Source organism: Winogradskyella poriferorum, assembly GCF_036553625.1.
GTDB classification, from domain to species: Bacteria; Bacteroidota; Bacteroidia; order Flavobacteriales; family Flavobacteriaceae; genus Winogradskyella; species Winogradskyella poriferorum.
Map to the genome: position 1 here is coordinate 811,696 of NZ_JAZHOU010000001.1, position 25,689 is coordinate 837,384.

A 25,689-nucleotide genomic window follows, 5' to 3' on the forward strand; every position below is an offset into this window, starting at 1 on the left:
AAATAAAGGAATTTATAAGAGCGTTAATTATTTGGTAATTTTAACAATGTGTGAAATTTACCGTAAATTGCTTAAAAAAATATATGAATTTGTTTGCCCTAAAAAGACTATTCTTTCAGCTAATTGCATGCGTCTTTCTGTCTGTTATGGCAATAGGATGTTCTAATGATGATGGTAATGGTAATTTGGATTCAGATAATGATACCGTTTTAGACAGTATTGATAACTGCCCAACAATAGCTAACGAAGACCAACTTGACACAGATGGAGACGGACTTGGAAATGCTTGTGACGAAGATGACGATAATGACGGAATTTTAGACATAAACGACAATTGTCCATTAACAGCTAATCCTTTACAAGAAGATGCCGACAATGATGGTATAGGTGATGCTTGTGATGATAATACTATTTTACCTCAGTTTCCTTGTGAAAATGGATTAGCCAATGGTCACCCTTGCAGTGGTTTTGACCTTATGAGTCATATACCTATTGATGTTTTAGGAGGTGATGGTGCTGAAGGCAACGATTCTTGGGGCTGGACAGATCCTGAAACAGGAAATGAATATGCTTTAGTGTGCACCACAACAAACGCAGCATTTGTAGATATTACAGATTCTTCTAACCCAATTTTGTTAGGCACATTACCAACTGCCACAGTGAATAGTCTTTGGAGAGATATAAAGGTTTATAATAATCATGCATTTATAGTTAGCGAAGCACCTGGTCATGGTATGCAAGTATTTGACTTAACTAGACTACGAAATGTGACCAATCCTCCTGAAACATTTACAGCAGATGCCAACTATAATGAATTTGGCAAGGCTCATAACATTGTAATTAATGAAGATAGCGGATTTGCATACGCTGTAGGATCTGACACCTTTAATGGAGGTCCGCATTTTATTAATATCCAAAACCCAACATCTCCAGTTTTTGCTGGTGGTTATGCTGACGATGCCTACTCTCATGATGCTCAGGTTATAACTTACAACGGACCAGATGCAGACTATACAGGTAGAGAAATTCTAATTGGTAGTAATGAGAATGAAGTCGTAATTGTAGATGTCACTGACAAAGCAAATCCCACTCAAATTTCAACTATAGATTATGGTAACTTAGGATACGCACATCAAGGTTGGTTTACAGAAGATATGGTATATTTTTTACTTGGTGATGAGGTTGATGAAATAAGTTTTGGGATTAACTCTAGAACTATTGTCTTTGATTTTAGTGACTTGGATAACCCATTATACCATATGGAATACTTTGGTCCAACCGCAGCAATAGACCATAACGGTTATGTGGTTGGCGATACGTTTTACGTAGCTAATTATACTGCAGGACTTAGAGCTATTGATATTTCCAGTATAGACTCAGGCGTTATGATTGAAACTGGTTTTATAGATACTTACATTCCAGATGATAACACATCCTTTAATGGAGCATGGAATATTTATCCGTTTTTTGAAAGTGGAAATATAGTAGTAAGTGACATTAATGGTGGATTGTTTATAGTAAGACCATCTAATTAATACTTATGATTAGTAAAGTCGCATATTGTATTTTGGTTTTACTACTGCTAAATTGTAGTAGCGATGATAATTTAGCTGTGAATAACGTTGGCCAATTAACATTTGTCAAAACCTATGGTGGCACCAAAAATGATAGTGCACAGTCTATTACAGCAACTTCAGATGGAGGTTATGCTATTTTAGGCTATACCCAAAGCAACGATAACGACATTACTGATAAGCAAGATGAAAGTTTTGATTATTGGGTTTTAAAATTTGACGCTAACGACCAACTGCAATGGCAAAAAACCTATGGTGGAACAGCAGACGACAGAGGTTATGATATAATTCAAACTTCAGATGGAGGTTATGCTATTTTAGGATACAGTTTTAGTAATGATGGTGATACTTCAGTTAATTCAGGATTACAAGACTACTGGTTAGTAAAATTAGATTCTAATGGAAATATTTCTTGGGAAAAATCGTTTGGTTACCAAGGCACAGATACTGGTATTTCTGTAATTGAAACAAATAATCAAGGATATTTAATCACTGGTGTTTTGGATGTCACAGCCTCAGGAGGTGAAGGCAATTCTCAAAGAACAGCTAACAGACATGCTGGTGGAGATTACTGGGCTTTAAAGCTTGATAATTCTGGTAATTTAGAATGGAGTCGTTACTTTGGTGGAAACTTTACCGATACACCTTATGGAGCAGTTCAAACAGATGATAACGGTTTTATAATTGCAGGAAGTTCGGACAGTGAAGACACAGATATTTCTGGCAATATTGGCACCTATGATTTTTGGATTATTAAAATTTCTGAGTTTGGGGATTTAGTTTGGGAAAAGTCCTTTGGAGGTTCTCAAATCGATGAAGCCAGAGCTATCTCAAAAACTGACGATGGTAATTACATCATTGCTGGTGATACACGTAGTAGCGATAATGATATATCTCAAAACAAAGGAGCGGCTGATTTATGGTTAATAAAAATATCACCTACAGGAAACCTAATTTGGGAAAAGACCCTTGGTGGTTCTAGTTTTGATGTAGCCCGAGCGATAAAGAAACCTCAAAATAACGGCTTTTTACTCTCAGGAAGCTCACGAAGTAGCGACATAGATGTGTCTGAAAACAAGGGACAAAATGATGCATGGGTTTTAAAAACAAACAATAGTGGAACCCTAATATGGGAAACTACTATTGGTGGTTCTAACATAGATTTCTCTTATGATGTTGCTGAACTCACAAGTGGCTCAATTATAGCTGTAGGTGACACAAACAGTACAGATGGAGATATCTTAAACAATAAAGGGTTTACAGATTTACTAATCATCAAAATAGATTAAAAATAGTATCAAAATGAAAAAAACCGTTTCAATCTTATGTTTAATCTTGTTATTTATCTCATGCAACTCTAGTGATGATTCTGTTAGTCCATCTGAGGTTTCAGCAACATTTAAGTTTACACATAATTGGAATGGCGCACTTGTAAGAAATTTTGATTTTGGACCGATTCAATATGTAAATGAAAATGGTGAATCCATTGGATTTGAGCGACTTCGCTATGTGATTTCAGATATTATATTCACAAAAGCTAATGGTGAGGAAATTGAACTTGATGTCTATAATTTAGTAGATCTCACCAATGAAATAAACTTAGAGTATACTCCAAATAATCAGATTCCTACTGGCAATTACACAAATGTGTCTTTTACTTTTGGTTTAGATAATGAAGATAATGCCGAAAATTACACCGATTTAAATTCGGCTTCATTTAATGTACCAGAGATGATGGGAGGTGGTTATCACTATATGCAATTTGATGGTAAGTTTATTAACTCCAATAACGAAGAGCAAGGTTTTAATTACCATGCTATAAGAGCTGTTGATAATTTAGGTGCTAATCCAACATTTCCACAAGATACATTTTTTACCGTAAACCTTGGCGCTATAGCTATTACTAACGATGTAGAAATTGAAGTAAAAATGAATATAGCAGAATGGTTTAGCACACCTAATCTTTGGGATTTAAATATATACAACCAAACGCTTATGCCTAATTCTACAGCACAGATTATGATGTATGAAAACGGACAAAATGTTTTTAGTTTAGGAGATGTAATTCAATAAAAATTTTAAGATGAAAAATGGACTCATCCTTATCGCTTTTATTATTATTTGTTCTGGTTGTTCCAGCGACGATTCAGGCTACCAACCCGCTTCATTATCTCTTGATATTCCTGAAATATTTTCAAACAACATTATTCCTCCTGTTATTCCTACAGACAATCCTCAAACAGCTGAAGGAGTTGCTTTAGGAAAAAAACTATTTTTTGATGGAATTCTTTCTTCTGATGGTTCAAAATCTTGTGCTTCATGCCATTCTCCTCAAAATGCATTTTCTGATAACACACCAACCAGTATAGGTGTTGCAGGAGTTGCTGGTTTTCGCAACTCTATGCCTTTATTTAATTTAGCATGGAATTATAATGAACGTTTTACATGGACAGGAAGAGAACTAAGTTTAGAGCGACAAATCGAAGGGCCTGTAACAAATCCTATTGAACTACAAAACAACTGGGAAGATGTTGTTGAACGTTTACAAAATGACCCTGAATACCCAGAATTGTTTGAATTAGCCTTTAACACCTCAACAATTAGCAAAGACTTAATTACAAAGGCCATAGCCCAGTTTGAGCGCACTTTAATTTCCGCAAACTCTAAATTCGATCAATACTCATTAGGCCAAGCCTCTTTAACACAGCAAGAACTTAATGGTTTAGACATTTTTTTAAGAGAAGATAAGGGAGATTGTTTTCATTGCCATGGCAACCCAAATAATCCGTTATGGACAGATAACGATTTTCATAACAATGGACTCGACGCAACTCTTACAGATTTAGGCTTAGGAGCTTTTACAGGTGACCCTAATGATAACGGTAAATTTAAAACACCATCACTCCGAAACTTAGCATATACAGCACCATACATGCACGATGGCAGGTTTGCTACTCTAGATGAAGTTATAGATCATTACAGTGAAGGACTTCAAAATTCTCCAACTATAGATCCTCTAATGAAAAAAGTAGCACAAGGCGGTGTACAATTATCACCTCAAGAAAAAGCTGACTTAAAGGCTTTTCTACTAACACTCTCAGACCCTTCTTTTTTAAACAATCCTGACTTCCAAAACTAGATTTGTAAGTTTATTCTTGTTTTTAGGTGTTTTTCATCGAAAAATAGTGAGTTTAATCATTTTCTTACTTTCATTTTACTTACATTTTCAGTCCCAAATCTTATTAAATGAAATCTACCACAAGCAAAGCATTGCCCTGTGCTGTGTTTGGTCATAATTATGTGAAGTCTAAAACAAACTCTGACCAAACAGCTGAATTAACCTGTTCTCACTGTAACACTGTTGTAAAAACAGATGCCAGCGGTAATTTTGAGGATTTAAGCGTATCCAATAAGCACATACAAACTACACTAAGGCAATTATTTCATCTTAAGCTTCAAACTAATAAACCCAAATTTTCTTAATCTATAAGAAAACTCTATTAAATCATATGCTAATATAATGTTAGTTAGTATGGTTAAACCTTAGTTAAATCGTATATTTGCATTCAATTTAGAATTAATCTGCTTTAATATATGATTAAAGTTTCTGAACAAGCAAAGAAAAAAGTCATCGAACTAATGAATGATGACGGTTATAATCCTGATACCGATTATGTTAGAGTTGGTGTTAAAAGTGGTGGGTGCTCTGGTTTATCATATGATTTAAAATTTGATAAAGAGCAAATTGACGGAGATAAAGTTTTTGAAGACAATGGAGTAAAAATCATTGTTGACAAAAAGAGTTTCCTGTACCTTATTGGCACTACTTTAGAATATTCAGGAGGATTAAACGGAACCGGATTTGTATTTAATAATCCTAACGCCAACAGAACATGTGGTTGTGGCGAATCATTTTCATTATAAAAACAAGCAATGAGTAAGTATACTGAAGACGATTTAAGAGAAGAATTAAAAACCAAAGAATATGAATATGGTTTTTATACAGATATAGAATCTGAAACTTTTCCTAATGGACTTAACGAAGATATTATAAAAGCTATCTCCAAGAAGAAAGAAGAACCAGAATGGATGACCGAATGGAGACTTGAAGCTTTTAAGGTGTGGCAAGATATGGAAGAGCCTGATTGGGCTAACGTTAATTACGAAAAGCCAGATTTTCAGGCAATTTCGTATTATTCAGCTCCAAACAGTAAACCAAAATACAACAGCTTAGACGAAGTAGACCCAGAGTTATTAGCTACTTTTGAGAAACTTGGTATTTCCCTAGATGAGCAAAAGAAATTAGCTGGTGTTGCCATGGATGTAGTAGTAGATTCAGTGTCTGTAGCTACAACTTTTAAAGAAACACTTGCTGAAAAGGGCATCATCTTTATGAGTATCTCTGAGGCTATTAAAGAGCATCCAGAACTTGTAAAGAAATATATTGGTACTGTTGTTCCGCAGAAAGACAATTTCTATGCGGCTTTAAACTCAGCAGTATTTAGTGATGGTTCATTTTGCTACATTCCTAAAGGAGTGCGTTGCCCAATGGAACTTTCTACCTATTTCCGTATTAACCAAGCAGGAACTGGTCAGTTTGAAAGAACGCTTGTTATTGCAGACGAAGGAAGTTACGTAAGTTACCTTGAAGGTTGTACTGCACCAAGCAGAGACGAGAATCAATTGCACGCAGCTGTTGTAGAGCTAATTGCTTTAGAAGATGCCGAAATAAAGTACTCTACTGTACAAAACTGGTTCCCAGGAAATGCTGAAGGTAAAGGAGGGGTTTTCAACTTTGTTACCAAACGTGGATTGTGCGAGAATAATGCAAAAATTTCTTGGACACAGGTAGAAACCGGTTCTGCTGTAACATGGAAATACCCAAGCTGTGTACTTAAAGGAGATAACTCTGTAGGCGAATTTTATTCTATTGCTGTTACTAACAATTTTCAGCAAGCAGACACAGGTACCAAAATGATTCATTTAGGTAAGAATACCAAGTCAACCATTATCTCAAAAGGTATCTCTGCAGGAAAGTCACAAAATTCATACAGAGGTTTAGTGCAAATAAGCCCAAGAGCAGAAAATGCTCGTAACTTCTCACAGTGTGATAGTTTATTGATGGGTAACGAGTGTGGTGCACATACATTTCCGTACATAGAAGCTAAAAACAAAACTGCACAAATTGAGCACGAAGCTACAACAAGCAAAATTGGTGAAGACCAGATTTTTTATTGTAACCAACGTGGTATAGACACTGAAAAAGCAATTGCTTTAATTGTTAATGGATTTAGTAAAGAGGTACTAAATAAGCTTCCGATGGAGTTTGCAGTTGAGGCTCAAAAATTATTAGAAATCAGCTTAGAAGGCTCTGTAGGATAAGGTTATGAAAAAAATTGTATTCATTTTACTGGCTATGGTAAGTTTTATGAGTTGTAAGGACAATACTAAAACCGAACCGACATTAGAAGAAAACAGAGCTAAATCTTACGACCAAAATGATGGCTACATAACTATCAAAGGCGAATTTGTATTCGATGCTGACCAAAATGCCGCAGTCTTTGAGTCACCAAATGGTACAATTTACTCGGTAGTTGTAGATGATAATATGCATCAACTTAACAAGGAAGTGCAACCTTTTAAAGAACACAAATACACCTCTGTCCCTGTTACAGTTAGAGTAAAAAAAATTAAAAATACAAATCCAAATATTAAGTGGGAACAAGCCTTAGAAATTAAAGAAGTCTTGAAGGTAGAAAAACCAAACCCAAACAAAGAAGACGTTATAAAATTATCAAACTAAGACAATGTTAAAGATAAACAACTTACACGCAAGCGTAGAAGATAAAGCAATCTTAAAAGGTATTAATCTCGAAGTTAAACCTGGCGAAGTACATGCTATTATGGGACCTAATGGTTCTGGTAAAAGTACATTAGCCTCAGTCATTGCTGGTAAAGAAGAGTATGAAGTTGAAGAAGGTGAAATTTTACTTGAAGGTGAAAACATTGACGAATTAGCTGCAGAAGAACGAGCTCACAAGGGCATTTTCCTTTCATTTCAATATCCTGTAGAAATTCCTGGAGTTAGTGTAACTAACTTTATGAAAACAGCAATTAATGAAACTCGAAAAGCTCAAGGCTTAGAAGATATGCCTGCTAACGAAATGCTTAAGATGATTCGTGAAAAGTCTGAACTTTTAGAAATAGACCGTAAATTTTTATCACGTTCTTTAAACGAAGGATTTTCTGGTGGTGAGAAAAAACGTAACGAAATTTTTCAGATGGCAATGTTAGAACCAAAACTTGCTATCCTTGACGAAACAGATTCTGGCCTGGATATCGATGCTTTAAGAATTGTTGCCAATGGTGTAAACAAACTAAAATCTAAGGATAATGCTGTTATTGTCATTACTCATTACCAAAGATTATTAGATTATATCGTTCCAGATTTTGTACACGTATTACACAATGGCAAAATTGTTAAGTCTGGTTCTAAGGAACTAGCACACGAGTTAGAGGCCAAAGGCTACGATTGGATTAAAGAAGAAGTAAACGCTTAATTTATAAGCTAAATGGAATTAAAAGAAAAGTTAGTTTCCTCATTTATGGCATTCGAAGATACAGTCGATGTAGATTCGCCTGTCCATGATATTAGAACTGAGGCTATAAAACATTTTGAAAATGAAGGGTTTCCAACCAAGCGCCAAGAGGCTTGGAAGTACACTTCATTAAATTCAGTATTAAAGCATGATTATAGTGTGTTTCCTAAACACGAAGACGCTTTAGAATTTAAAGACGTTAAGAAGTATTTTATTCATGATATCGATTCATACAAAATTGTATTTATCGATGGTAAATATTCTTCGCACTTATCTCAAACCACACACGATGGTATAGATGTTTGTTTAATGTCTGCTGCCCTTAGCAAACCAAAATATAGGTTGGTTATTGAAAATTATTTTAATAAAATAGCATCAAAAGATGGTTTGTCTTCATTAAACACAGCATTCTCTGCAGAAGGAGCTTACATTCATATACCTAAAAACAAACTGGTTGAAAAGCCAATTCAGATTTTACATTTTTCTACTGGTAATGAAGCAGCTTTAATGCTTCAACCTAGAAACTTAGTTGTGGTTGATGAAAATTCTCATGTTCAGATAATAGAACGTCACCAGAGTTTAACAGACAATCCTGTTTTAACCAACTCTGTAACTGAGATTTTTGCCAACAAACGTGCTATCGTAGATTATTACAAAATTCAAAACGACAGAGAAACTGCTTCGTTAATAGATAGCACTTTCATTAATCAAAAGCAAGAGAGTATTGCTAAGGTGCATACCTTTTCTTTTGGAGGAAAAATTATAAGAAACAACCTTAACTTCTATCAAAACGGAGAGCGTATAGATTCTACTATGAAAGGTATTACCATAATTGGTAACAAACAGCATGTAGACCATAATACTTTAGTACACCATATTGAGCCAAATTGCGAGAGTCACCAAGATTACAAAGGTATATTTGGCGATAGCGCAACAGGTGTATTTAACGGTAAGGTTTTAGTTGAAAAAGAGGCTCAGAAAACTGATGCTTTTCAGGCTAATAACAATATTTTATTAAGCGATAAAGCTACTATAAACACAAAACCTCAATTAGAGATTTTTGCAGATGATGTAAAGTGTTCTCACGGTTGTACAATTGGGCAGTTAGACGAAAGTGCAATGTTCTATTTAAGATCTCGTGGTATTCCAGAAAAGGAAGCAAGAGGTTTATTAATGTTTGCGTTTAGTAATAACGTTTTAGACTCTGTAAAAATTCCAGAAATAAAAAATAGAATTACCAAAATAATTGCCAATAAGCTTGGTGTAAATATTGGGTTTGATTTATAAATGAATAAAGTCTTAAGCCATACCACTCTCGATGTAAAACAAGTAAGAAAGGATTTCCCTATTCTTAAGAGAGAAGTTAATGGCAAGCCTTTAATATATTTGGATAATGCAGCAACATCGCAAACACCTCAACAGGTAATTGATGTTATTGTAGACTACTACTCTGGTTACAATGCTAATATTCACAGAGGAGTTCATGCGTTAAGCCAAGAAGCTACCGATGCTTATGAGCAAGCACGAATAAAAATTCAAAAGCATTTTAATGCTAAGCAGTCTCACGAAATAATTTTTACTTCTGGAACAACGCATGGTATTAATTTAGTTGCTAATGGTTTTTCTTCATTATTAAAAAAAGGAGATGAAATCATTGTCTCTGCTTTAGAACACCACAGTAATATTGTACCATGGCAAATGCTTTGCGAACGCACAGGTGCAATTCTCAAAGTAATTCCTATGAATACTGATGGTGAATTAGTAATTTCAGAATTTGAAAAGCTTTTAAACCCTAATACCAAACTTGTTTTTGTCAACCATGTTTCTAATGCTCTTGGTACAATAAATCCTATTGAGACCATAATAGAAAAAGCTCATGACGTTGGTGCAGCTGTTTTGGTTGATGGCGCACAAGCTGCTCCGCACATTAAAGCCAATGTACAAGAATTAAATGTAGATTTCTATGTGTGTTCCGCTCACAAAATGTGTGGTCCAACTGGCATTGGAATGCTCTATGGAAAAGAAGAATGGTTAAAGAAATTACCTCCTTACCAAGGAGGAGGCGAAATGATTGCCGAAGTAACATTCGAAAAAACTACATACGCTGATTTACCTCATAAATTTGAAGCGGGAACACCTAATATTTGTGGTGGAATTGCTTTTGGCGCAGCTCTGGATTACATGAATACAGTTGGCTTTAATACTCTGGCCAATTACGAAAACGAGCTGCTGGAATACGCTACCTCTAAACTACAAGCCATTGAAGGTGTAAAAATTTATGGCACATCTAGACACAAAACATCAGTAATATCTTTTAATGTTGGCAATATTCACCCTTACGATATTGGTACTATTTTAGACAAAATGGGTATTGCTGTCCGCACAGGTCATCATTGTGCGCAACCGATAATGGATTATTTTAAAATACCAGGAACAGTACGAGCATCATTTATGTTCTATAATACCAAGGAAGAAATCGACACATTTATTGCTTCCTTAAAGAAGGCTGTAATGATGTTATCCTAAATTTTATTAAAGTATAGAAATACTTATATGCCTAATTATCCAGAGTTTGGCATCAAAAGTGTAACTTAGTTTAATAAAATCGTTATTTATGAAATTTTTACTAAGTATTCTTACTTTAGTTACACTTACAGGATCTTGCAATTCTGCTAAGTCAACAGTGACTGAACAAAAAGAGAATATGGCACAATCTAGCCTATCAGGAACCTATAGCATTAGTCAATTAGAAGCCACGGACATATCGTATGAAGGACTCACAATAACCTTTAATGACTCAATAAATCATGCTTCAGTCTTTTCTGGTTGTAATACCTTTTTTGGGAATTATACACTCAAAGAAAACACTATTAAGTTCGGTCCTATCGCAAGTTCAAAAAAACTCTGTGAACCTAAGAAAAACAATCTAGAAAAGAGCTTTTTAAAAGCATTGAATGAAGCGACTTCATTTGTCTTAAAAAATGATACACTTACTTTCTTAAATAACGATGTAAAAGTTTTTACAGCAATAAAAAATGAGGCCTCAAGACCTAGTAAAAACAGCATTGTAGAAGATAATTATAAAAAGTTTGTTGTTATCTATGAAACCTCAACTAGAGGATCATTTAAACATATTGAAGTTTCAAAAACACAAATAAAAATTTCAAAAGAAAGAAGTTTAAAAAACCTAAGTACCTATGCCTGCAACGCACAAGATTGGAAAATGCTTAAGAACATGCTCAGTAATTCAATAGTAGAAAATTTAGACTTATTAAAAGCACCTACAGATACGCGCCTACACGATGGAGCACCTCACGCAACATTATCTGTTATAAAGGGAGATGTAGAAATGATGACACCTACTTTTGATCATGGTAATCCTCCAAAAGAAATAGAATCAATAGTTAATAAGATATTATCAATGGTAGAAATAGCAACTAAACAGTAGCTATTTTGTAACTTTGTTTTAAATGAATTTGATTATGACTATTGAAGAGATTCAAAACGAAATTATAGATGAGTTTTCTATGTTTGAAGATTGGGAAGAACGCTATCAATATATGATAGACTTAGGAAAAACACTTCCTTTAATTGATGAACAATACAAAACCGAAGATCACATCATAAAAGGGTGCCAAAGCAAAGTTTGGGTACATGCCGAAATGAACGACGATAAAGTAGCTTTTACTGCAGATAGTGATGCCATTATCACTAAAGGCATCATTGCTATTTTAATTAGAGTGTTTTCTAATCAACACCCAAAAGATATTATAGAAGCTAACACCGATTTTATTGACAAAATAGGACTTAAAGACCACTTATCTCCTACAAGAGCTAACGGTTTGGTTAGCATGATAAAACAATTAAAAATGTATGCTATTGCATACCAAACACAGTTGAATTAAGATGAGCGAAACAACAATAGACACAAATGTTTTGGGCGATAAAATTGTTCGTGTATTAAAAACAATTTTCGATCCTGAAATCCCTGTAGACATCTACGAATTAGGATTAATATATGATGTTTTTGTTAATGAAGATTATGAAGTAAAAATCTTAATGACCTTAACAACACCAAACTGCCCTGTAGCGGAAACCCTTCCTTTAGAGGTTGAAGAAAAAGTAAAATCTATTAACGAGGTTAAAGATGCCGAAGTAGAAATTACCTTTGATCCACCTTGGTCTCAAGACTTAATGAGCGAAGAAGCAAAACTAGAATTAGGAATGCTATAAAGACATTTTTTTATGACTGCAACAGGAATTGACGCTATCGCATTTTATGTACCTCAACTCTATGTAACAATGGATAACTTGGCAGAAGCCAGAGGTATTGAAGCAGAAAAATTAAAAAGAGGACTTGGTCTGCAAAAAATGGCAGTACCAAACATTGGCGAAGACGCTGCAACCTTTGCGGCTAATGCCTTACTCAACTTAATTACACAAAACAACATCGATCCAAATGAAATTGGTCGTGTATATCTAGGTACCGAAAGTGCTATTGACGGTTCTAAACCTACAGCAACTTACGCTGTAGAAATTGTTGAAAAAGAATTAGCAGCAACCTATGGCGAGCGTAGCTTTAAAAACTGTGATGTAGTTGATTTAACATTTGCCTGTGTTGGTGCTGTGGATGCTTTACAAAATAGTATTGACTGGGTTAAACAAGACCAAAGCAGAAAAGCCATTGTCATCGCCTCAGATGTGTCTAAATACGATATCAATTCTACTGGAGAATACACTCAAGGTGCTGGTGCAATTGCAGTATTAATTAGTCATAAGCCTTCTATCATTACAATTAATGATGTTTGGGGAGTGGCTTTTAAGAGCGAAGGAGACTTCTTTAAACCCAGACGCACTTACAAAAAAGTAGATTTACTAAAATCTATTCTAAGCGAATTAGATTTAGAAGCTTCAAGCGAAAAGATTGCTAAATTTATATCTACTACAAATTCTGAATTTTGGTCAGACAGCAATGAAGTTGTCGAGGTTTTTAAAGAAGAACCTGTTTTTGATGGTCAATTCTCTAATGCTTGTTATAGTGATAGAATTACTGAAGCCTTAGATCATTTCAACCAAAATAAACCAACAGATTTTAATGAAAAATGGCAGCATATTGTATTCCATTTGCCTTATGCTTTTCACGGAAGACGTATCATTTTCAACAATTGGTTACATTGGATTAAAGATTCAAACCTTCAACAAGACTTAGAAAATGAAATTGGTAAACCTGAAGATTCAGACCCAAAAGACTGGTCTAAAAAAGCCTATAAATCGAAGCTATACAGTGATTTTGTAAACTCAAGAATTGCACAAGGCGAATTGGCTTCTTCAGAAATCGGCAATATGTATACGGCTTCAATTTTTATGTCCTTATTGAGCTTTTTATCTGATAACTACAGAAACAATAAAGATATTGCAGGTAATCCTGTAGGTTTTATAGCTTATGGAAGTGGCTCTAAATCCAAAGTGTTTGAAGGCGTTGTACAAAACGACTGGATGTCTAAAATTAAAGATATTAAACTCTTTGAAACTCTTGAAAACAGAACAGCTATCAGTGTAGACACTTATGAAAGTATTCATCGCTCTAAGCTAGAGCAACCTGTAGAAAATGGTAGTAAAATTTCTTTAGAATACATAGAACGTGATGAAACTAATTATGGCTTAAGACGCTACAGCGTAAAATAATTTATGGCAGAAGAAATTATAAATAGAGTCGCTAATAGTAAACTGAAAGTTATTGACTTAGAGGATTATTACCCAAATGGTCAACGTATTCTGTTTGACATAAAAGATTGGTTGCTTGAAGGTTTAGTCCTCAGAGAAAAAGAATTTAGAACACATGTTGCTGAGCATGATTGGTCTCAGTACAATAATTGCTATGTTGCGCTACACTGCTCTACAGATGCTATAGTGCCAGATTGGGCTTATATGCTTATTGCTTTAGAGCTTCAAAACTATTCTAAACTCACAGTAATTGGTACTTTGGAGGATTTAGAGTCTTTAATTTATTCTTCAATTATTGCGGAATTAGACCTTAGTATTTATCAAGATATGCCTGTAATTATCAAAGGTTGTTCTAATAAACCTGTGCCTGCAAATGCTTTAGTTTTATTGTCTCAAAAACTAAAGCCAATCGCAAAATCTATCATGTTTGGAGAGGCTTGTTCATCTGTTCCTCTTTTTAAAAAGAAAAAATAATTGTGACTTATTGTTTAATTTAAGGTCTAATCAATATTGATTAGCTGTTTTCTGACATCCAAAAAGGTCAATAAACACGTATATTTGTAAATTATTCAAAAAACTTAAATTACTAAAATTTAATTCATTATGAACAGAAAATTACTTTTAACAGCATTCTTAATGCTTGCAATTTCGTTTGGTTTTTCTCAAACAAAAGAAGAGTTACAAGCACAAAAAGCTGAAAAACAAGCTGAGGCTGACAAATTTCAAGCTGAAGCTAACGCCTTACAAGCACAAATAGATGCTTTACCAGGCTGGAGAGTAGGTGCTTTTGGTACTATTGGAGGAAGCCTATCTAACTTTAACAACTGGTATGCGCAAGGCGCACCAAATAACTCTTCTGGTAATATTGGTTTTACTTTTAATGCTTTTGCCAACAAAATTGAAGACAAATATTTTTGGAGAAATGCCTTAACTACAAACTTAGCGTGGGTAAAATTAGACAACAAAGACATCGATACTGATAGCGATGATTTTGAACCTACTACAGATGTATTTAACTTATCATCTCTTTACGGTCGTAAGTTAAGCGAAAAGTGGGCTGTTTCTGGTTTAATGGAATACAGAACGACATTACTAAACAACTTTAACGATCCAGGCTACTTAGACGTTGGTGTTGGTGCTACTTGGACACCATTAGATAATTTAATCGTGGTTATTCACCCATTAAACTACAACTTTGTATTTGCTGATAATGATGCTATTTTCGACTCATCTATGGGTGCTAAAATCGTAGCAGATTATACAAGACAAATTGGTGCTATAGCTTTTAAATCTAACTTCTCTACATTCCAAAGTTACAAGTCTAGCGACTTGTCTAACTGGACGTGGACTAACTCTTTTAGCTACACCTTATGGAAAATGATTGGTGTTGGTTTCGATTTTGGTTTAAGAAGCAACAAACAAGAAGCGCTTAACTATGCTCTTGGTCAGTTTGACCCAATGGGAACTGCAGACGAACCAACGTTTGATAATGTAGACAACGATTTACAAACGTATTATACAATTGGTTTAAGCTATAAGTTCTAAGACTTTTTAGCATATAAAGAAAGGTTGTTTAAAAGTTATGTTTTGTCAATCTGAACTCGTTTCAGATTCTAAACACTTTGAAAATCTATTTAAATGAGATTCTGAAATAAATTCAGAATGACAGATTTTCTACTTTTAAACAACCTTTTTCTCTTTTAATCAAACTTTTTCTTTTTGTTCTTCCTTTTAAACAAACGCTTTATAAACCCATCGCGTTTGGTTGGCTCACAATCCAAATCGTTTATGACCTCTTCAGACGAACTTTCAAACTTAGCGTTTGTTATATACTTGTAGTCTGAATCTTTATTGAGCTTTTGATAAAACTTCGCAAAAACTGGCAATGCCGAATTTGCACCTTGCCCTATTCCTGTTGATTTAAAACCTATACTATGGTTATCGTTACCTACCCAAGTAATGGTTACTAATTTTGGCGTTAATGCCACAAACCAACCGTCTTTATTATTTTGTGTTGTTCCTGTTTTTCCTGCAATGTCATTTCGTAATCCGTAGGTGTTTCGCAATCGTGTTGCTGTACCAGAATTGACAGTAGATTTCATCATTTGAAGCATTACTTGCCTTGTATAATCATTGTAAGCTTGCGCTTCGGCAACTTCTGGCTCAAAATTAGCGATGACATTTCCATTTTTATCTTCAATTTTTGTGATTAAAAATGGTTTTACTGGCTTGCTTTTATTGACATAACTCGCATAAGCACCTGTGAGTTCTTTCAAATTTATTTCTGAAACACCTAATGCCAACGATGGCTTGTTAGGCAACTCGTGTGTGATGCCTAATTTTTCGACTTGTTTTATGGTTTTTGGTATACCAACTTCCTCTAACACCTTAACAGCAATGGTATTTACAGAATTACTCAAGGCATTTTCTAAAGTATAATTAATATGAGGGTCTTCTTCATCGCTACCAGCATTACTTGGTGTCCAATCATCATAATTGGTATAGGTCACTTCGCTAAGTGCAAAATAAGTACAAGGGTCTAAACCATTTTCAATTGCTGCTGTATAGACAAAAGGTTTAAAGGTTGAGCCAACTTGTCGTTCGCTTTGGGAAACATGGTCGTACTTAAAGAAACGATAATCAATGCCACCAATATAAGTCCTAACTGCACCAGTTTTTGGGTCTATGGATAGCATTCCTGTATTTAAAAACTTCAAATAATGCTTCAAACTATCTACTACAGAAACATTTTTGATTGTATCTCCTTTCCAACCGAATAATTCAACGTTTCTTTTTACGTTTAAAGAATCTTTAATCTGCGCATCAGACAAACCTGCTTCTTTATATTTTTTAACGATTGGCAATTTTTGAATTGCTACTTTTAAAACTTTAGAGTTATCGTTCCAAGGTGCATACTTTCCGTAAGAAGCTTCAAAATCACTTTGCAATTTTGTAAGGTGCGATTTCATTGCGTCTTCAGCATATTGTTGCATTTGGTAGTCTAACGTTGTATGCACAACCAATCCGTCCTTATACAAATCATAGGTTTCGCCATCTGGTGTTTTTAGCGTATCTAATATTTTTGAAAGCTCTTGTTTAACAGCTTCTCTAAAATAAGGTGCCAACCCTAAATCGTGATTGTAGGATTTGTAATTGAGTTCCAACGTTTCGTTACTATAAAACTCTAAAGAATCTTTTGCCAAGTAGCCATAATTAAGCATTTGGTTGAGCACTACATTTCTTCTGTCTTCACTACGTTGTTGATGCACTCTTGGATTGTAGTAGGTGTTGGCTTTTAGTGTTCCGACTAGAGTGGCTGCTTCGTTTAGCGATAAGTCTTTTACAGATTTGTCGAAAAACTTTAAAGAAGCACTTTCTATACCATAAGTATTATCCGGAAACGGAACCGTGTTTAGGTAAAGCGTTAAAATTTCTTCCTTAGAATAAATATCTTCAATACGCTTGGCTACAATAGATTCCTTGAACTTATTAATGAGCATACTAAATAGCGCATAATTTTTTCTGCCATATAAATTCTTGGCAAGTTGAAGCGTTATCGTGCTTCCACCACCAGCGCTTTTATCTCTGAGAATTAAATTCTTTACAAACACACGCATTAGACTGATATTATCTACACCATCGTGCTCGTAAAAACGGCTGTCTTCAGTCGCAACTAATGCATCTATTAAATGCTTCGGAAAATCCTTGAATTCTACAGGTTGCCTATCATAGATGTAATATTTGCCAATTAACTTACCGTTGTGGTCTAAAAGTTGGGTGGCTTGCTCTTGCTTTATGGAACTTAGTTCTTCTGTGGTTGGCAGCTTCCCGAAGAATCCTAAATATATACTGATATAAAGACCAACCAAAAACAGTAAAATGGCACCTGCACAAACAGAAAGCCATTTTACCCACTTGTTTTTAAAAATCTTTTTTATCCGAATTTTGAATTGGTTGGTGTTTGCTGACATCTTGAAGATAATTTACTCTATATCTTCAACGTCTGGATATAGAAAATGATTGTATGGAAAACGAGTGACGTGAATTTCTCGCACTTCTTGATAGACACGTTTTCTAAATTCGTCCATATTTTCTTTATTCAATGCCGAAATAAAAAGGGCATTATCGCCAACTCTAGACATCCAGGTTTTTTTCCATTCATCAATCGTAAAGTTTGCTTTAGTTCGCTCTTCTAATAAATCTTCTTCATCAAAAGGTTCTGGCTCGTAAGCATCGATTTTGTTAAACACCATAATGGTAGGTTTATCCTTACTTTCAATTTCATCTAAAATCTGATTTACCGATTCTATATGTTCTTCAAAATTAGAATGTGAGATGTCCACCACGTGCAACAATAAATCGGCTTCTCTAACTTCATCCAAAGTACTTTTAAAAGACTCTACCAATTGCGTTGGTAATTTTCTGATAAACCCTACCGTATCACTTACCAAAAATGGTAAGTTTCCTATAACAACCTTTCTAACAGTAGTGTCCAAAGTTGCGAAGAGTTTATTTTCGGCAAAGACTTCACTTTTACTAATCACATTCATCAAAGTAGACTTACCAACATTGGTATAACCTACTAAAGCCACACGTACCATCTTGCCTCTGTTGCCTCGCTGCACTGCCATTTGCTTGTCGATGGTTTTTATCTTAGCTTTTAGCAACGCAATTTTGTCGCGCACAATACGTCTATCTGTTTCTATCTCCGTTTCACCAGGACCACGCATACCAATACCACCTTTTTGTCTTTCAAGGTGTGTCCACATTCCTTTTAGTCGTGGTAATAAGTATTCGCATTGCGCCAACTCTACTTGAGTTCTGGCATAACTGGTTTGTGCACGTTGCGCAAAAATGTCTAAGATGAGATTGGTTCTATCTAAAATTTTACAATTCAATATTTTACTGATGTTGCGTTCTTGCGCTGGCGAAAGCTCATCATCAAATATTACAGTACCAACTTCATTCTCTTTTACAAAGTTCATGACATCTTCCATCTTACCTGTACCTATAAAGGTTTTAGGGTTTGGCTGCGTCATTTTTTGAGTAAATCGTTTTACAACATCACCACCTGCAGTGTAGGTTAAAAACTCAAGCTCATCTAAATACTCTTTAGACTGTTCTTCATCTTGATCTTGAGTGATAATACCAATAAGTACAACACTTTCTAATTTTATATCTTTTTTCTCTAGCATATATTAAATAAAGTACAAAGTTAAGGAAATGGATTTTCCTCAGTATATTTTTAAAAAGCTATATTTTTATTGCATGATTAAAAACTCTAACACGCACACAATAGCTTTTTATAATATCGAAAATTTATTTGATATAGAAAATGATCCATTAACTAATGATGATGACTTTTTACCAACATCTGCTAAACGATGGACACCAAAACGCTATGATAACAAACTAAAAAAATTAGGGAAAGTTATATCTCAAATAGGTAAAGAAGAAACAAACCTAGCTCCTATTATTGTTGGTTTAGCAGAAGTAGAAAACAAAAAAGTACTTTCTGATCTTGTTAGAAGTGAAAATCTAATCTCTGAAACCTATAGCTATATACATTATGATTCTGCAGACGAACGCGGCATCGATGTTGCTCTATTATATAAAGACGAATTTTTTAAAGTTGAAAATTCTGAAACATTTTCAGTCTACCTTCAATCAGAAACTGGTGAAAGAGACTATACCAGAGATATTTTGCTTGTGCAAGGGAAACTTCATGAGGAAGACATTAATATTATTGTTAACCACTGGTCGTCTCGTCGCGAAGGTGAAAAAGAAACCGAACATAAAAGGATTGCTGCAGCCAATGTTGTAAACAATGTTATCGCAAGGTTAAAAAAAGAACAAGCAAATGCTAAAGTCATTGTTATGGGAGACTTTAATGACAACCCAGAGAATGAGAGTTTAATGCTATTAGAAAAGGAAGGTCATTTATATAATCCTTTTAGTACGGTCTTATCCTATAATAAAGGGAGTTTGAATCATGATTTTCAATGGAATATGTTTGATCAAATACTAATTAGTGGTAATTTTTTTGATCCTGATGGTACAAAATTAAAATTTATAAAGGCTGAAGTATTTAATTCAAAGTTCTTAACACAATATCACGGCAAATACAAAGGGCAACCTTTTAGAACTTACGCAGGTAAGAAATATAAAGGAGGATATAGCGATCATTTCCCTGTTTATATTCAATTTAGAACGCCCTAAACCATTTATCGATGAATAATGTCGTTAATCTATTATAGCAATGTTAACAGTACGTTAATAGGCATTTTTTATATCTTCGGGTGAGCATAAAAAGAACGTTTAATCAGCGTAAATATATGCTTCCCAAAGCCTCAAAAAATTAAAAAAAATAAATCCTTTATAATCAATGTATTGTAAAGGGTTAAATAATTTCTAACAAACCGATTAATAATGAAAAAGATTACTCTATTTTTATTTTTGCTTTCGTCCATTGCAATTACGAGTGTACAAGCACAAATAACTACTTTTCCATACACTGAAGACTTTGAGTCTGGTGATGGAGGTTGGGTTGCCGACAACACAACAAATGGTACTTGGGCTTTAGGTACACCAACTGGTGCTATTATTAATAGTGCTGCATCTGGAACCAACGCTTGGGTGACCAATCTCTCAGGTAATTACAATACTAACGAAGACTCTTGGGTTACAAGTCCTGTTTTTGACTTTTCATCCCTTTCTGCTCCTTCAATTGAATTAAGTATTTGGTATGATATTGAATTTAGTTGGGATGGAGCTGTACTTCAGTCTTCTATCGATGGAGGTACCACCTGGGTTAATGTTGGTGCTAACGGAGACCCAAACAACTGGTATACAGACGATACCATTGGAGGTAATCCTGGTGGTCAACAAGAAGGTTGGTCTGGGACTGGTGCAGCAGGAACAAATGCTTGGGTCACTGCAAGACATGCGCTTACAGGTTTAGGAGGTCAATCTAATGTAATCTTTAGAATTGCGTTTGGCTCTGACGGATCCGTTGTAGATGAAGGTTTTGGTTTTGATGACATTAATATTTTTGAAGTTACATGCCCAGAACCATCTGATTTAGCAATTGTAAGTACAGGTTCTGATAGTGCAACATTATCATGGACAGAAAATGGCACTGCTACTAGTTGGAATATTGAAGTTGTTCTTGATGGAGGAATTCAAACGGAAACTCCTACCGACGTTGCTAATACAAATCCTTTTACTATTACTGGATTAACTCCCGCTTCTAATTATGTATACTACATACAAGCAGATTGTGGTGGAGATGTTAGTTCTTGGGTAGGACCTTTTGCTTTTTCAACAGAATGTGTAACATTTACAGCTCCATATACAGAAGGATTTGAAAATGGAGGAACTATTCCGTTATGTTGGACTATGGATGGTGGAGAAGATTGGCAATTTAGTGATACAGGTGCTGGTAACCATATAGGTGACAACGGTACTATAACAGGTACAACATCTTCAAATAATTTCTTTGCATGGGTTGACTCTTCTGGAAATGATGGTGTAACCACCTTAACAAGTCCTCTTGTTGATGTTTCTGGACTTACCAATCCTTCTCTTTCTTTCTATGAACTAAGTGATAACGAAGGTAACGCAAATTCTCAATTGGATGTTGAAGTATGGGATGGTGCAGCTTGGAACAATATGGGAACTTATAATACGAACACCGCTGGCTGGGAGTTAAAATTAATAGATCTCTCTAGTTTAGTTATAACTGGTGATGTTCAGGTAAGGTTTATATTCTCAGAGCCTGTAACAGGCGATTTCTATGATGACATTGCAATAGATGACGTTACTTTAGATGAAGCGCCTACTTGCTTTGACCCTACCTTTTTAACCGCTAGTGCGATTACTTCTACCTCTGCTGAACTTGGATGGACACAAGGTGGCACTGTAGTAGACTGGAATATAGAACTTGTTCCTGCGGGTACGCCTCCAACAGGCACTGCAACAGACTCAGGAGTTACAAACCCTTATACCGTAAGTGGTCTTACAGCTGTTACCGATTATGAATATTATGTTCAGGCTAATTGTGGTAGCGAACTCAGTGGATGGGTAGGACCTTTTGCCTTTACTACTGAGTGTACAACTTTTACAGCACCTTACACTGAAGGTTTTGAAAATGGAGGAACCATCCCTCTTTGTTGGACTATGGATGGTGGCGAAGATTGGTTTTTTGATAATGATCCTGGTTTCAATCATATAGGTGATAACGGTACCATAACTGGTACTACGGCAACTAATGACTATTTTGCTTGGTGTGACTCATCTGGTGATGATGGTGTTAGAACATTAACAAGTCCATTAGTTGATGTATCTGGACTTACATCTCCTGCTTTATCTTTTTATGAAATAAGTGACAATGAGGGCAATGCTAACTGTCAACTAGATGTTGAAGTATGGGACGGTGCAGCTTGGAATAATATGGGAACATATAATACTAATACTTCAGGATGGGAATTAAAGATTATTGGTCTTAGCAGTCTTACTATTACTGGAGATGTGCAAGCAAGATTTATTTTTTCTGAAATCGTTACAGGAGACTTCTATGATGATATCGCTATTGATGATGTAACTTTCGACGAAGCACCAGATTGTATTCCTCCTAGTAGTATAACCATAACAAATATAACTGGTAGTTCTGCTGATATTGATTGGATTGGAACTGGCGGAGAAGGCTCTTGGGAATATGTTGTTGTACCTGCAGGTACAGGTGAACCTACAGGACCTGGAACAGAGGTTTTTTCACCTTCTGTGAACGAAACAGGCTTATCATTCTCTAGTTCTTACGAGGTTTGGGTGAGAGCTAATTGTGATGCTAATGGATTTAGTGAATGGGTGGGTCCTGTTGTATTTGACACACCAATTCAAACTGATTTTACATTAGATTGTGCTAATGACGGTCCGTTAACAATAGATTATTGTTATGACAATGGAGGTGCTACAAATCCACTTATATTTACTTTTACAAGTAATGATGGTACACCTTTAAACCTTGTATTTAATTCTGGGTTTGTAGAAAATAACTGGGATGAGTTAGTTGTCTTAGATTCTGATGGCAACCCTTTCCCTGGTTACGCACCAGCTGATGACAATTATGGAAATGGTGGTAATATTGGAGGTTTATCATTTCAATCTACCGGAGATACAATTTCTTTTTATATAAACTCTGATGGAAGTGTTAGTTGTGGTAGTGGCAGTGCTACATACGCTGATGGCATAAATTATACTGTTTCTTGTGCTACATGTATAAATCCTGAAGCAACTTATACTGTAATTGATGACTGTGAAAATGGAGATCAATTCTTAATTGATGTAGATATTACAAGTTTAGGAGATGCAACCAACCTTACAATTTCAAATAATATTAATAGTGATACTGTTCCTGTAACAGCAGTAGGTGTTTATCAAGTTGGTCCTTTCCCGTTCCTTCAAGATGTAATAGTTTCTGTAAGTAATGATGATGATGTAAACTGTATTATCAATAGTCAAGCTATACAATTACTCGCATGTCCACCAGACAATGACAATTGCGATGGTGCAACTGTAGCGTCAGTAAATACTGATGAATCATGTAGTGTTACCACACCTGGAACCATTTTAGCAGCAACTCCGTCAGGAGTGCCATTATCTTGTGGTGGAGATCCAGATGATGATGTTTGGTTCCAATTTACAGCTGCAGGTGACCAACAAATTATAGACATTCAAAATATAACTGGTGGAACTACCAATTTAGACCACGCTCTATACGGTGGTGATTGCGGTAACCTTGTAGAAATTTATTGTTCTGATGATACATTTAGCTTAACACCATCATTAGTTGTTGGAGACACTTATTATATAAGAGTTTTCTCTGCTAGTAGTGCAAGTGAAACAAGTACCTTTGATTTATGTATCAGTACACTTGGTACTCCTACCTATTGTTTAGATGCATTACCAATTTGTGCTGACCCTTCTATACAATATGAAAGTATTGTTGGAGATCAAACAGCACCTCCTTATTTAGATTACGATTGTTTAGGATCTCAACCAGACCCTCAATGGAATACTATTAATTTTGATGTGGCAGGTGATTATGTCTTTAGTTTAGATCAGGTTGATTTATCTGGAAATCCTATAGATATTGACTTTATTGTTTGGGGACCTTTTGTTGACCAACAAGGTGGTTGTGTAGATTTGTTACCTGAATCTATTGCAGACTGTAGTTATTCTGCTACAGCGAGTGAAACCATTACTCTTACTAACGTTCCTGCAAACTCTGTGTATGTTATATTAATAACTAACTTCTCGCAGGATCCTGGTTTCTATACATTTACTCAAGATTCTGGACCACCAGACGGAACAAACTGTGATGTTGTTTGTGACGTTGTTCTATCTATAGAAGGTGGTGAAGTTGAAGATGATATAGAAGACCCTATAACACCTGATGAAACTTTTGAATTCTGTGGATATCCAAGCGTAGAGTTAACAGCTAGTACTTTCTATAGTGTTGATGAATTTAGATGGTATAGAGATGGATTTATTATTGCAGATTATAACCAACCTAATTTAACAGTTACTGAGTCTGGAACTTATCAAGTTCAAGTTCTTGGTGGAATTTGTGATCAAAGTGAAACATATTTCTCCGCTTTAATTGATGTTAGATTATTTGATGAAGCTCCGTCTGTAGATCCTCAAAACATTACAGTTTGTGATGGACCTGGTTCTGATGGCGTTGAAGACTTTGATTTAGATGCCTTAACTGCCTCATTAGACTTAGGAGAAGATTTTGTTGTAAGTTATTACACTAATATTAATGATGCTAACCAAGCTATTAATGCTGTATCTTCTCCTTACACTAGCTCTGGTGAAACATTAATAATAAGAATTGAAGATGCAACAGCTGCCAGTGAAGGGTTCTTAGGATGTCGCCAGTTGTCTGAAGTAGAGTTAGTTGTTAACCCTAGACCAGTGGTTAACCAACCTGAAAACTTTGTTGTTTGTGATGATTCAGACGGTAATGTAGATGGTTCTACTGAGTTTGATTTAACTTCAATAGATGATGAAGTGAGTGCAAGCTCAGATGTTACGATTACATATCACTCATCTCAAGCCGATGCAGATAATAGTACTGGAGCATTAACAAGCCCTTATACAAGTAGTGGTGAAACAGTATTTGTAAGAGTTGAAGATATCAATACAGGATGTTATGAAACTACATCTTTCGATTTAGTAGTTAATATAGTTCCTTTAGCTACTTTCGATCAACAATTTGAATACATAGTTTGTCCAAATGCAACAGTGCCTGTTTCAATAGGTATTATACCAGATAACTTCACTGCTACAGATGTTTCTGTAACTTGGTCGTTAGATGGAGTTGATATTCCTGGTGCAAGTGGTTTAACATTAGATACTGTTTTAGTTTCGGGAGACTATTCTGCAGAAATTGTATTTAATGACACACAATGTTCAAATACCGTAACAGCATTCGTTGAAGAAGCTGAGTCTTGTGTTTTCCCTGAAGGTATATCACCTAACAATGATGATCTAAATGACACCTTCGATCTTAGTAGTTTCGATGTTGTAAAACTTGAAATTTTCAACAGAAACGGAACATTGGTTTATTCTAAAAACAACTATGTGGACGAATGGGAAGGCCAGACCAATGATGGTGAGGAACTGCCTGTAGGTACGTATTTCTATACCGTAATCTACGAAGGTGGTGCCAAGCAAAAGAGCGCATGGGTATATATTAACAGATAATCAACTAACTGAATCAACTTAAT

At 35.2% G+C, this 25,689-nt stretch carries 21 protein-coding genes; 19 read left to right on the forward strand and 2 right to left on the reverse strand.

All coding sequences use genetic code 11. The annotated features are described in order from the left end of the window. The first annotated feature begins 83 nt into the window (after positions 1-83). The 17 genes from V1468_RS03695 to V1468_RS03775 all read left to right on the forward strand — a co-directional run bounded on the left by V1468_RS03695 (position 84) and on the right by V1468_RS03775 (position 15,442). Positions 84-1,535, forward strand: a complete 1,452-nt coding sequence (locus tag V1468_RS03695; protein WP_331808900.1) for a choice-of-anchor B family protein — start codon at positions 84-86, stop codon at positions 1,533-1,535. 5 nt (positions 1,536-1,540) lie between these two features. Beyond that, positions 1,541-2,863, forward strand: a complete 1,323-nt coding sequence (locus V1468_RS03700; RefSeq protein ID WP_331808901.1) for a hypothetical protein — start codon at positions 1,541-1,543, stop codon at positions 2,861-2,863. A gap of 13 nt (positions 2,864-2,876) precedes the next feature. Continuing rightward, positions 2,877-3,647: an MbnP family protein gene (locus V1468_RS03705; RefSeq protein ID WP_331808902.1), complete on the forward strand. Its 771-nt coding sequence runs from the start codon at positions 2,877-2,879 to the stop codon at positions 3,645-3,647. Between the two features lie 10 nt (positions 3,648-3,657). After that, positions 3,658-4,713 carry a cytochrome-c peroxidase gene (locus V1468_RS03710; protein ID WP_331808903.1) on the forward strand — a complete coding sequence of 352 codons (1,056 nt, stop codon included), beginning with the start codon at positions 3,658-3,660 and terminating at the stop codon, positions 4,711-4,713. Between the two features lie 107 nt (positions 4,714-4,820). Beyond that, positions 4,821-5,057 (forward strand): hypothetical protein, encoded by a 237-nt coding sequence (locus tag V1468_RS03715; RefSeq protein ID WP_331808904.1) that lies wholly within the window; start codon positions 4,821-4,823, stop codon positions 5,055-5,057. Between the two features lie 111 nt (positions 5,058-5,168). Further along, positions 5,169-5,498 (forward strand): HesB/IscA family protein, encoded by a 330-nt coding sequence (locus tag V1468_RS03720; RefSeq protein ID WP_331808905.1) that lies wholly within the window; start codon positions 5,169-5,171, stop codon positions 5,496-5,498. A gap of 9 nt (positions 5,499-5,507) precedes the next feature. Continuing rightward, complete coding sequence (gene sufB, locus V1468_RS03725; RefSeq protein WP_331808906.1) at positions 5,508-6,956, forward strand: Fe-S cluster assembly protein SufB; 1,449 nt, start codon at positions 5,508-5,510, stop codon at positions 6,954-6,956. A 4-nt stretch (positions 6,957-6,960) separates the two neighbouring features. Then, a complete protein-coding gene (locus V1468_RS03730; RefSeq protein ID WP_331808907.1) occupies positions 6,961-7,377 on the forward strand; it encodes a hypothetical protein in 417 nt (138 codons plus the stop codon). Positions 7,378-7,381: 4 nt separating this feature from the next. Continuing rightward, on the forward strand, positions 7,382-8,134 hold the full coding sequence (gene sufC / locus V1468_RS03735) for a Fe-S cluster assembly ATPase SufC (RefSeq protein ID WP_331808908.1): 753 nt from the start codon (positions 7,382-7,384) through the stop codon (positions 8,132-8,134). Positions 8,135-8,146: 12 nt separating this feature from the next. Beyond that, the gene (sufD, locus tag V1468_RS03740; RefSeq protein ID WP_331808909.1) at positions 8,147-9,460 is read left to right on the forward strand and encodes a Fe-S cluster assembly protein SufD; all 1,314 of its coding nucleotides are present in this window, start codon (positions 8,147-8,149) and stop codon (positions 9,458-9,460) included. Then, positions 9,461-10,699 carry an aminotransferase class V-fold PLP-dependent enzyme gene (locus tag V1468_RS03745; RefSeq protein ID WP_331808910.1) on the forward strand — a complete coding sequence of 413 codons (1,239 nt, stop codon included), beginning with the start codon at positions 9,461-9,463 and terminating at the stop codon, positions 10,697-10,699. It abuts the gene before it with no gap. A gap of 88 nt (positions 10,700-10,787) precedes the next feature. After that, positions 10,788-11,621: an META domain-containing protein gene (locus V1468_RS03750; protein WP_331808911.1), complete on the forward strand. Its 834-nt coding sequence runs from the start codon at positions 10,788-10,790 to the stop codon at positions 11,619-11,621. A 34-nt stretch (positions 11,622-11,655) separates the two neighbouring features. After that, positions 11,656-12,078 (forward strand): SufE family protein, encoded by a 423-nt coding sequence (locus V1468_RS03755; protein ID WP_331809342.1) that lies wholly within the window; start codon positions 11,656-11,658, stop codon positions 12,076-12,078. Position 12,079: 1 nt separating this feature from the next. After that, on the forward strand, positions 12,080-12,406 hold the full coding sequence (locus V1468_RS03760; RefSeq protein WP_278005616.1) for a DUF59 domain-containing protein: 327 nt from the start codon (positions 12,080-12,082) through the stop codon (positions 12,404-12,406). A 12-nt stretch (positions 12,407-12,418) separates the two neighbouring features. Continuing rightward, entirely contained in the window at positions 12,419-13,858 is a 1,440-nt protein-coding gene (locus tag V1468_RS03765) for a hydroxymethylglutaryl-CoA synthase family protein (protein WP_331808912.1), read from the forward strand. A 3-nt stretch (positions 13,859-13,861) separates the two neighbouring features. Then, positions 13,862-14,371, forward strand: a complete 510-nt coding sequence (locus V1468_RS03770; protein WP_331808913.1) for a DUF2480 family protein — start codon at positions 13,862-13,864, stop codon at positions 14,369-14,371. A gap of 129 nt (positions 14,372-14,500) precedes the next feature. Then, the gene (locus V1468_RS03775) at positions 14,501-15,442 is read left to right on the forward strand and encodes a DUF3078 domain-containing protein (protein WP_331808914.1); all 942 of its coding nucleotides are present in this window, start codon (positions 14,501-14,503) and stop codon (positions 15,440-15,442) included. A 155-nt stretch (positions 15,443-15,597) separates the two neighbouring features. On the opposite strand, the gene V1468_RS03780 is transcribed toward V1468_RS03775, so the two are convergent. Continuing rightward, positions 15,598-17,868 carry a penicillin-binding protein 1A gene (locus V1468_RS03780; RefSeq protein ID WP_331808915.1) on the reverse strand — a complete coding sequence of 757 codons (2,271 nt, stop codon included), beginning with the start codon at positions 17,866-17,868 and terminating at the stop codon, positions 15,598-15,600. Positions 17,869-17,880: 12 nt separating this feature from the next. After that, positions 17,881-19,092: a GTPase HflX gene (gene hflX, locus V1468_RS03785; RefSeq protein ID WP_331808916.1), complete on the reverse strand. Its 1,212-nt coding sequence runs from the start codon at positions 19,090-19,092 to the stop codon at positions 17,881-17,883. Between the two features lie 73 nt (positions 19,093-19,165). Between hflX and V1468_RS03790 the strand changes: the two genes are divergently transcribed. After that, positions 19,166-20,116: an endonuclease/exonuclease/phosphatase family protein gene (locus V1468_RS03790; protein WP_331808917.1), complete on the forward strand. Its 951-nt coding sequence runs from the start codon at positions 19,166-19,168 to the stop codon at positions 20,114-20,116. Positions 20,117-20,326: 210 nt separating this feature from the next. Next, complete coding sequence (locus tag V1468_RS03795; protein WP_331808918.1) at positions 20,327-25,666, forward strand: T9SS type B sorting domain-containing protein; 5,340 nt, start codon at positions 20,327-20,329, stop codon at positions 25,664-25,666. The last annotated feature ends 23 nt before the right edge of the window (positions 25,667-25,689 follow it).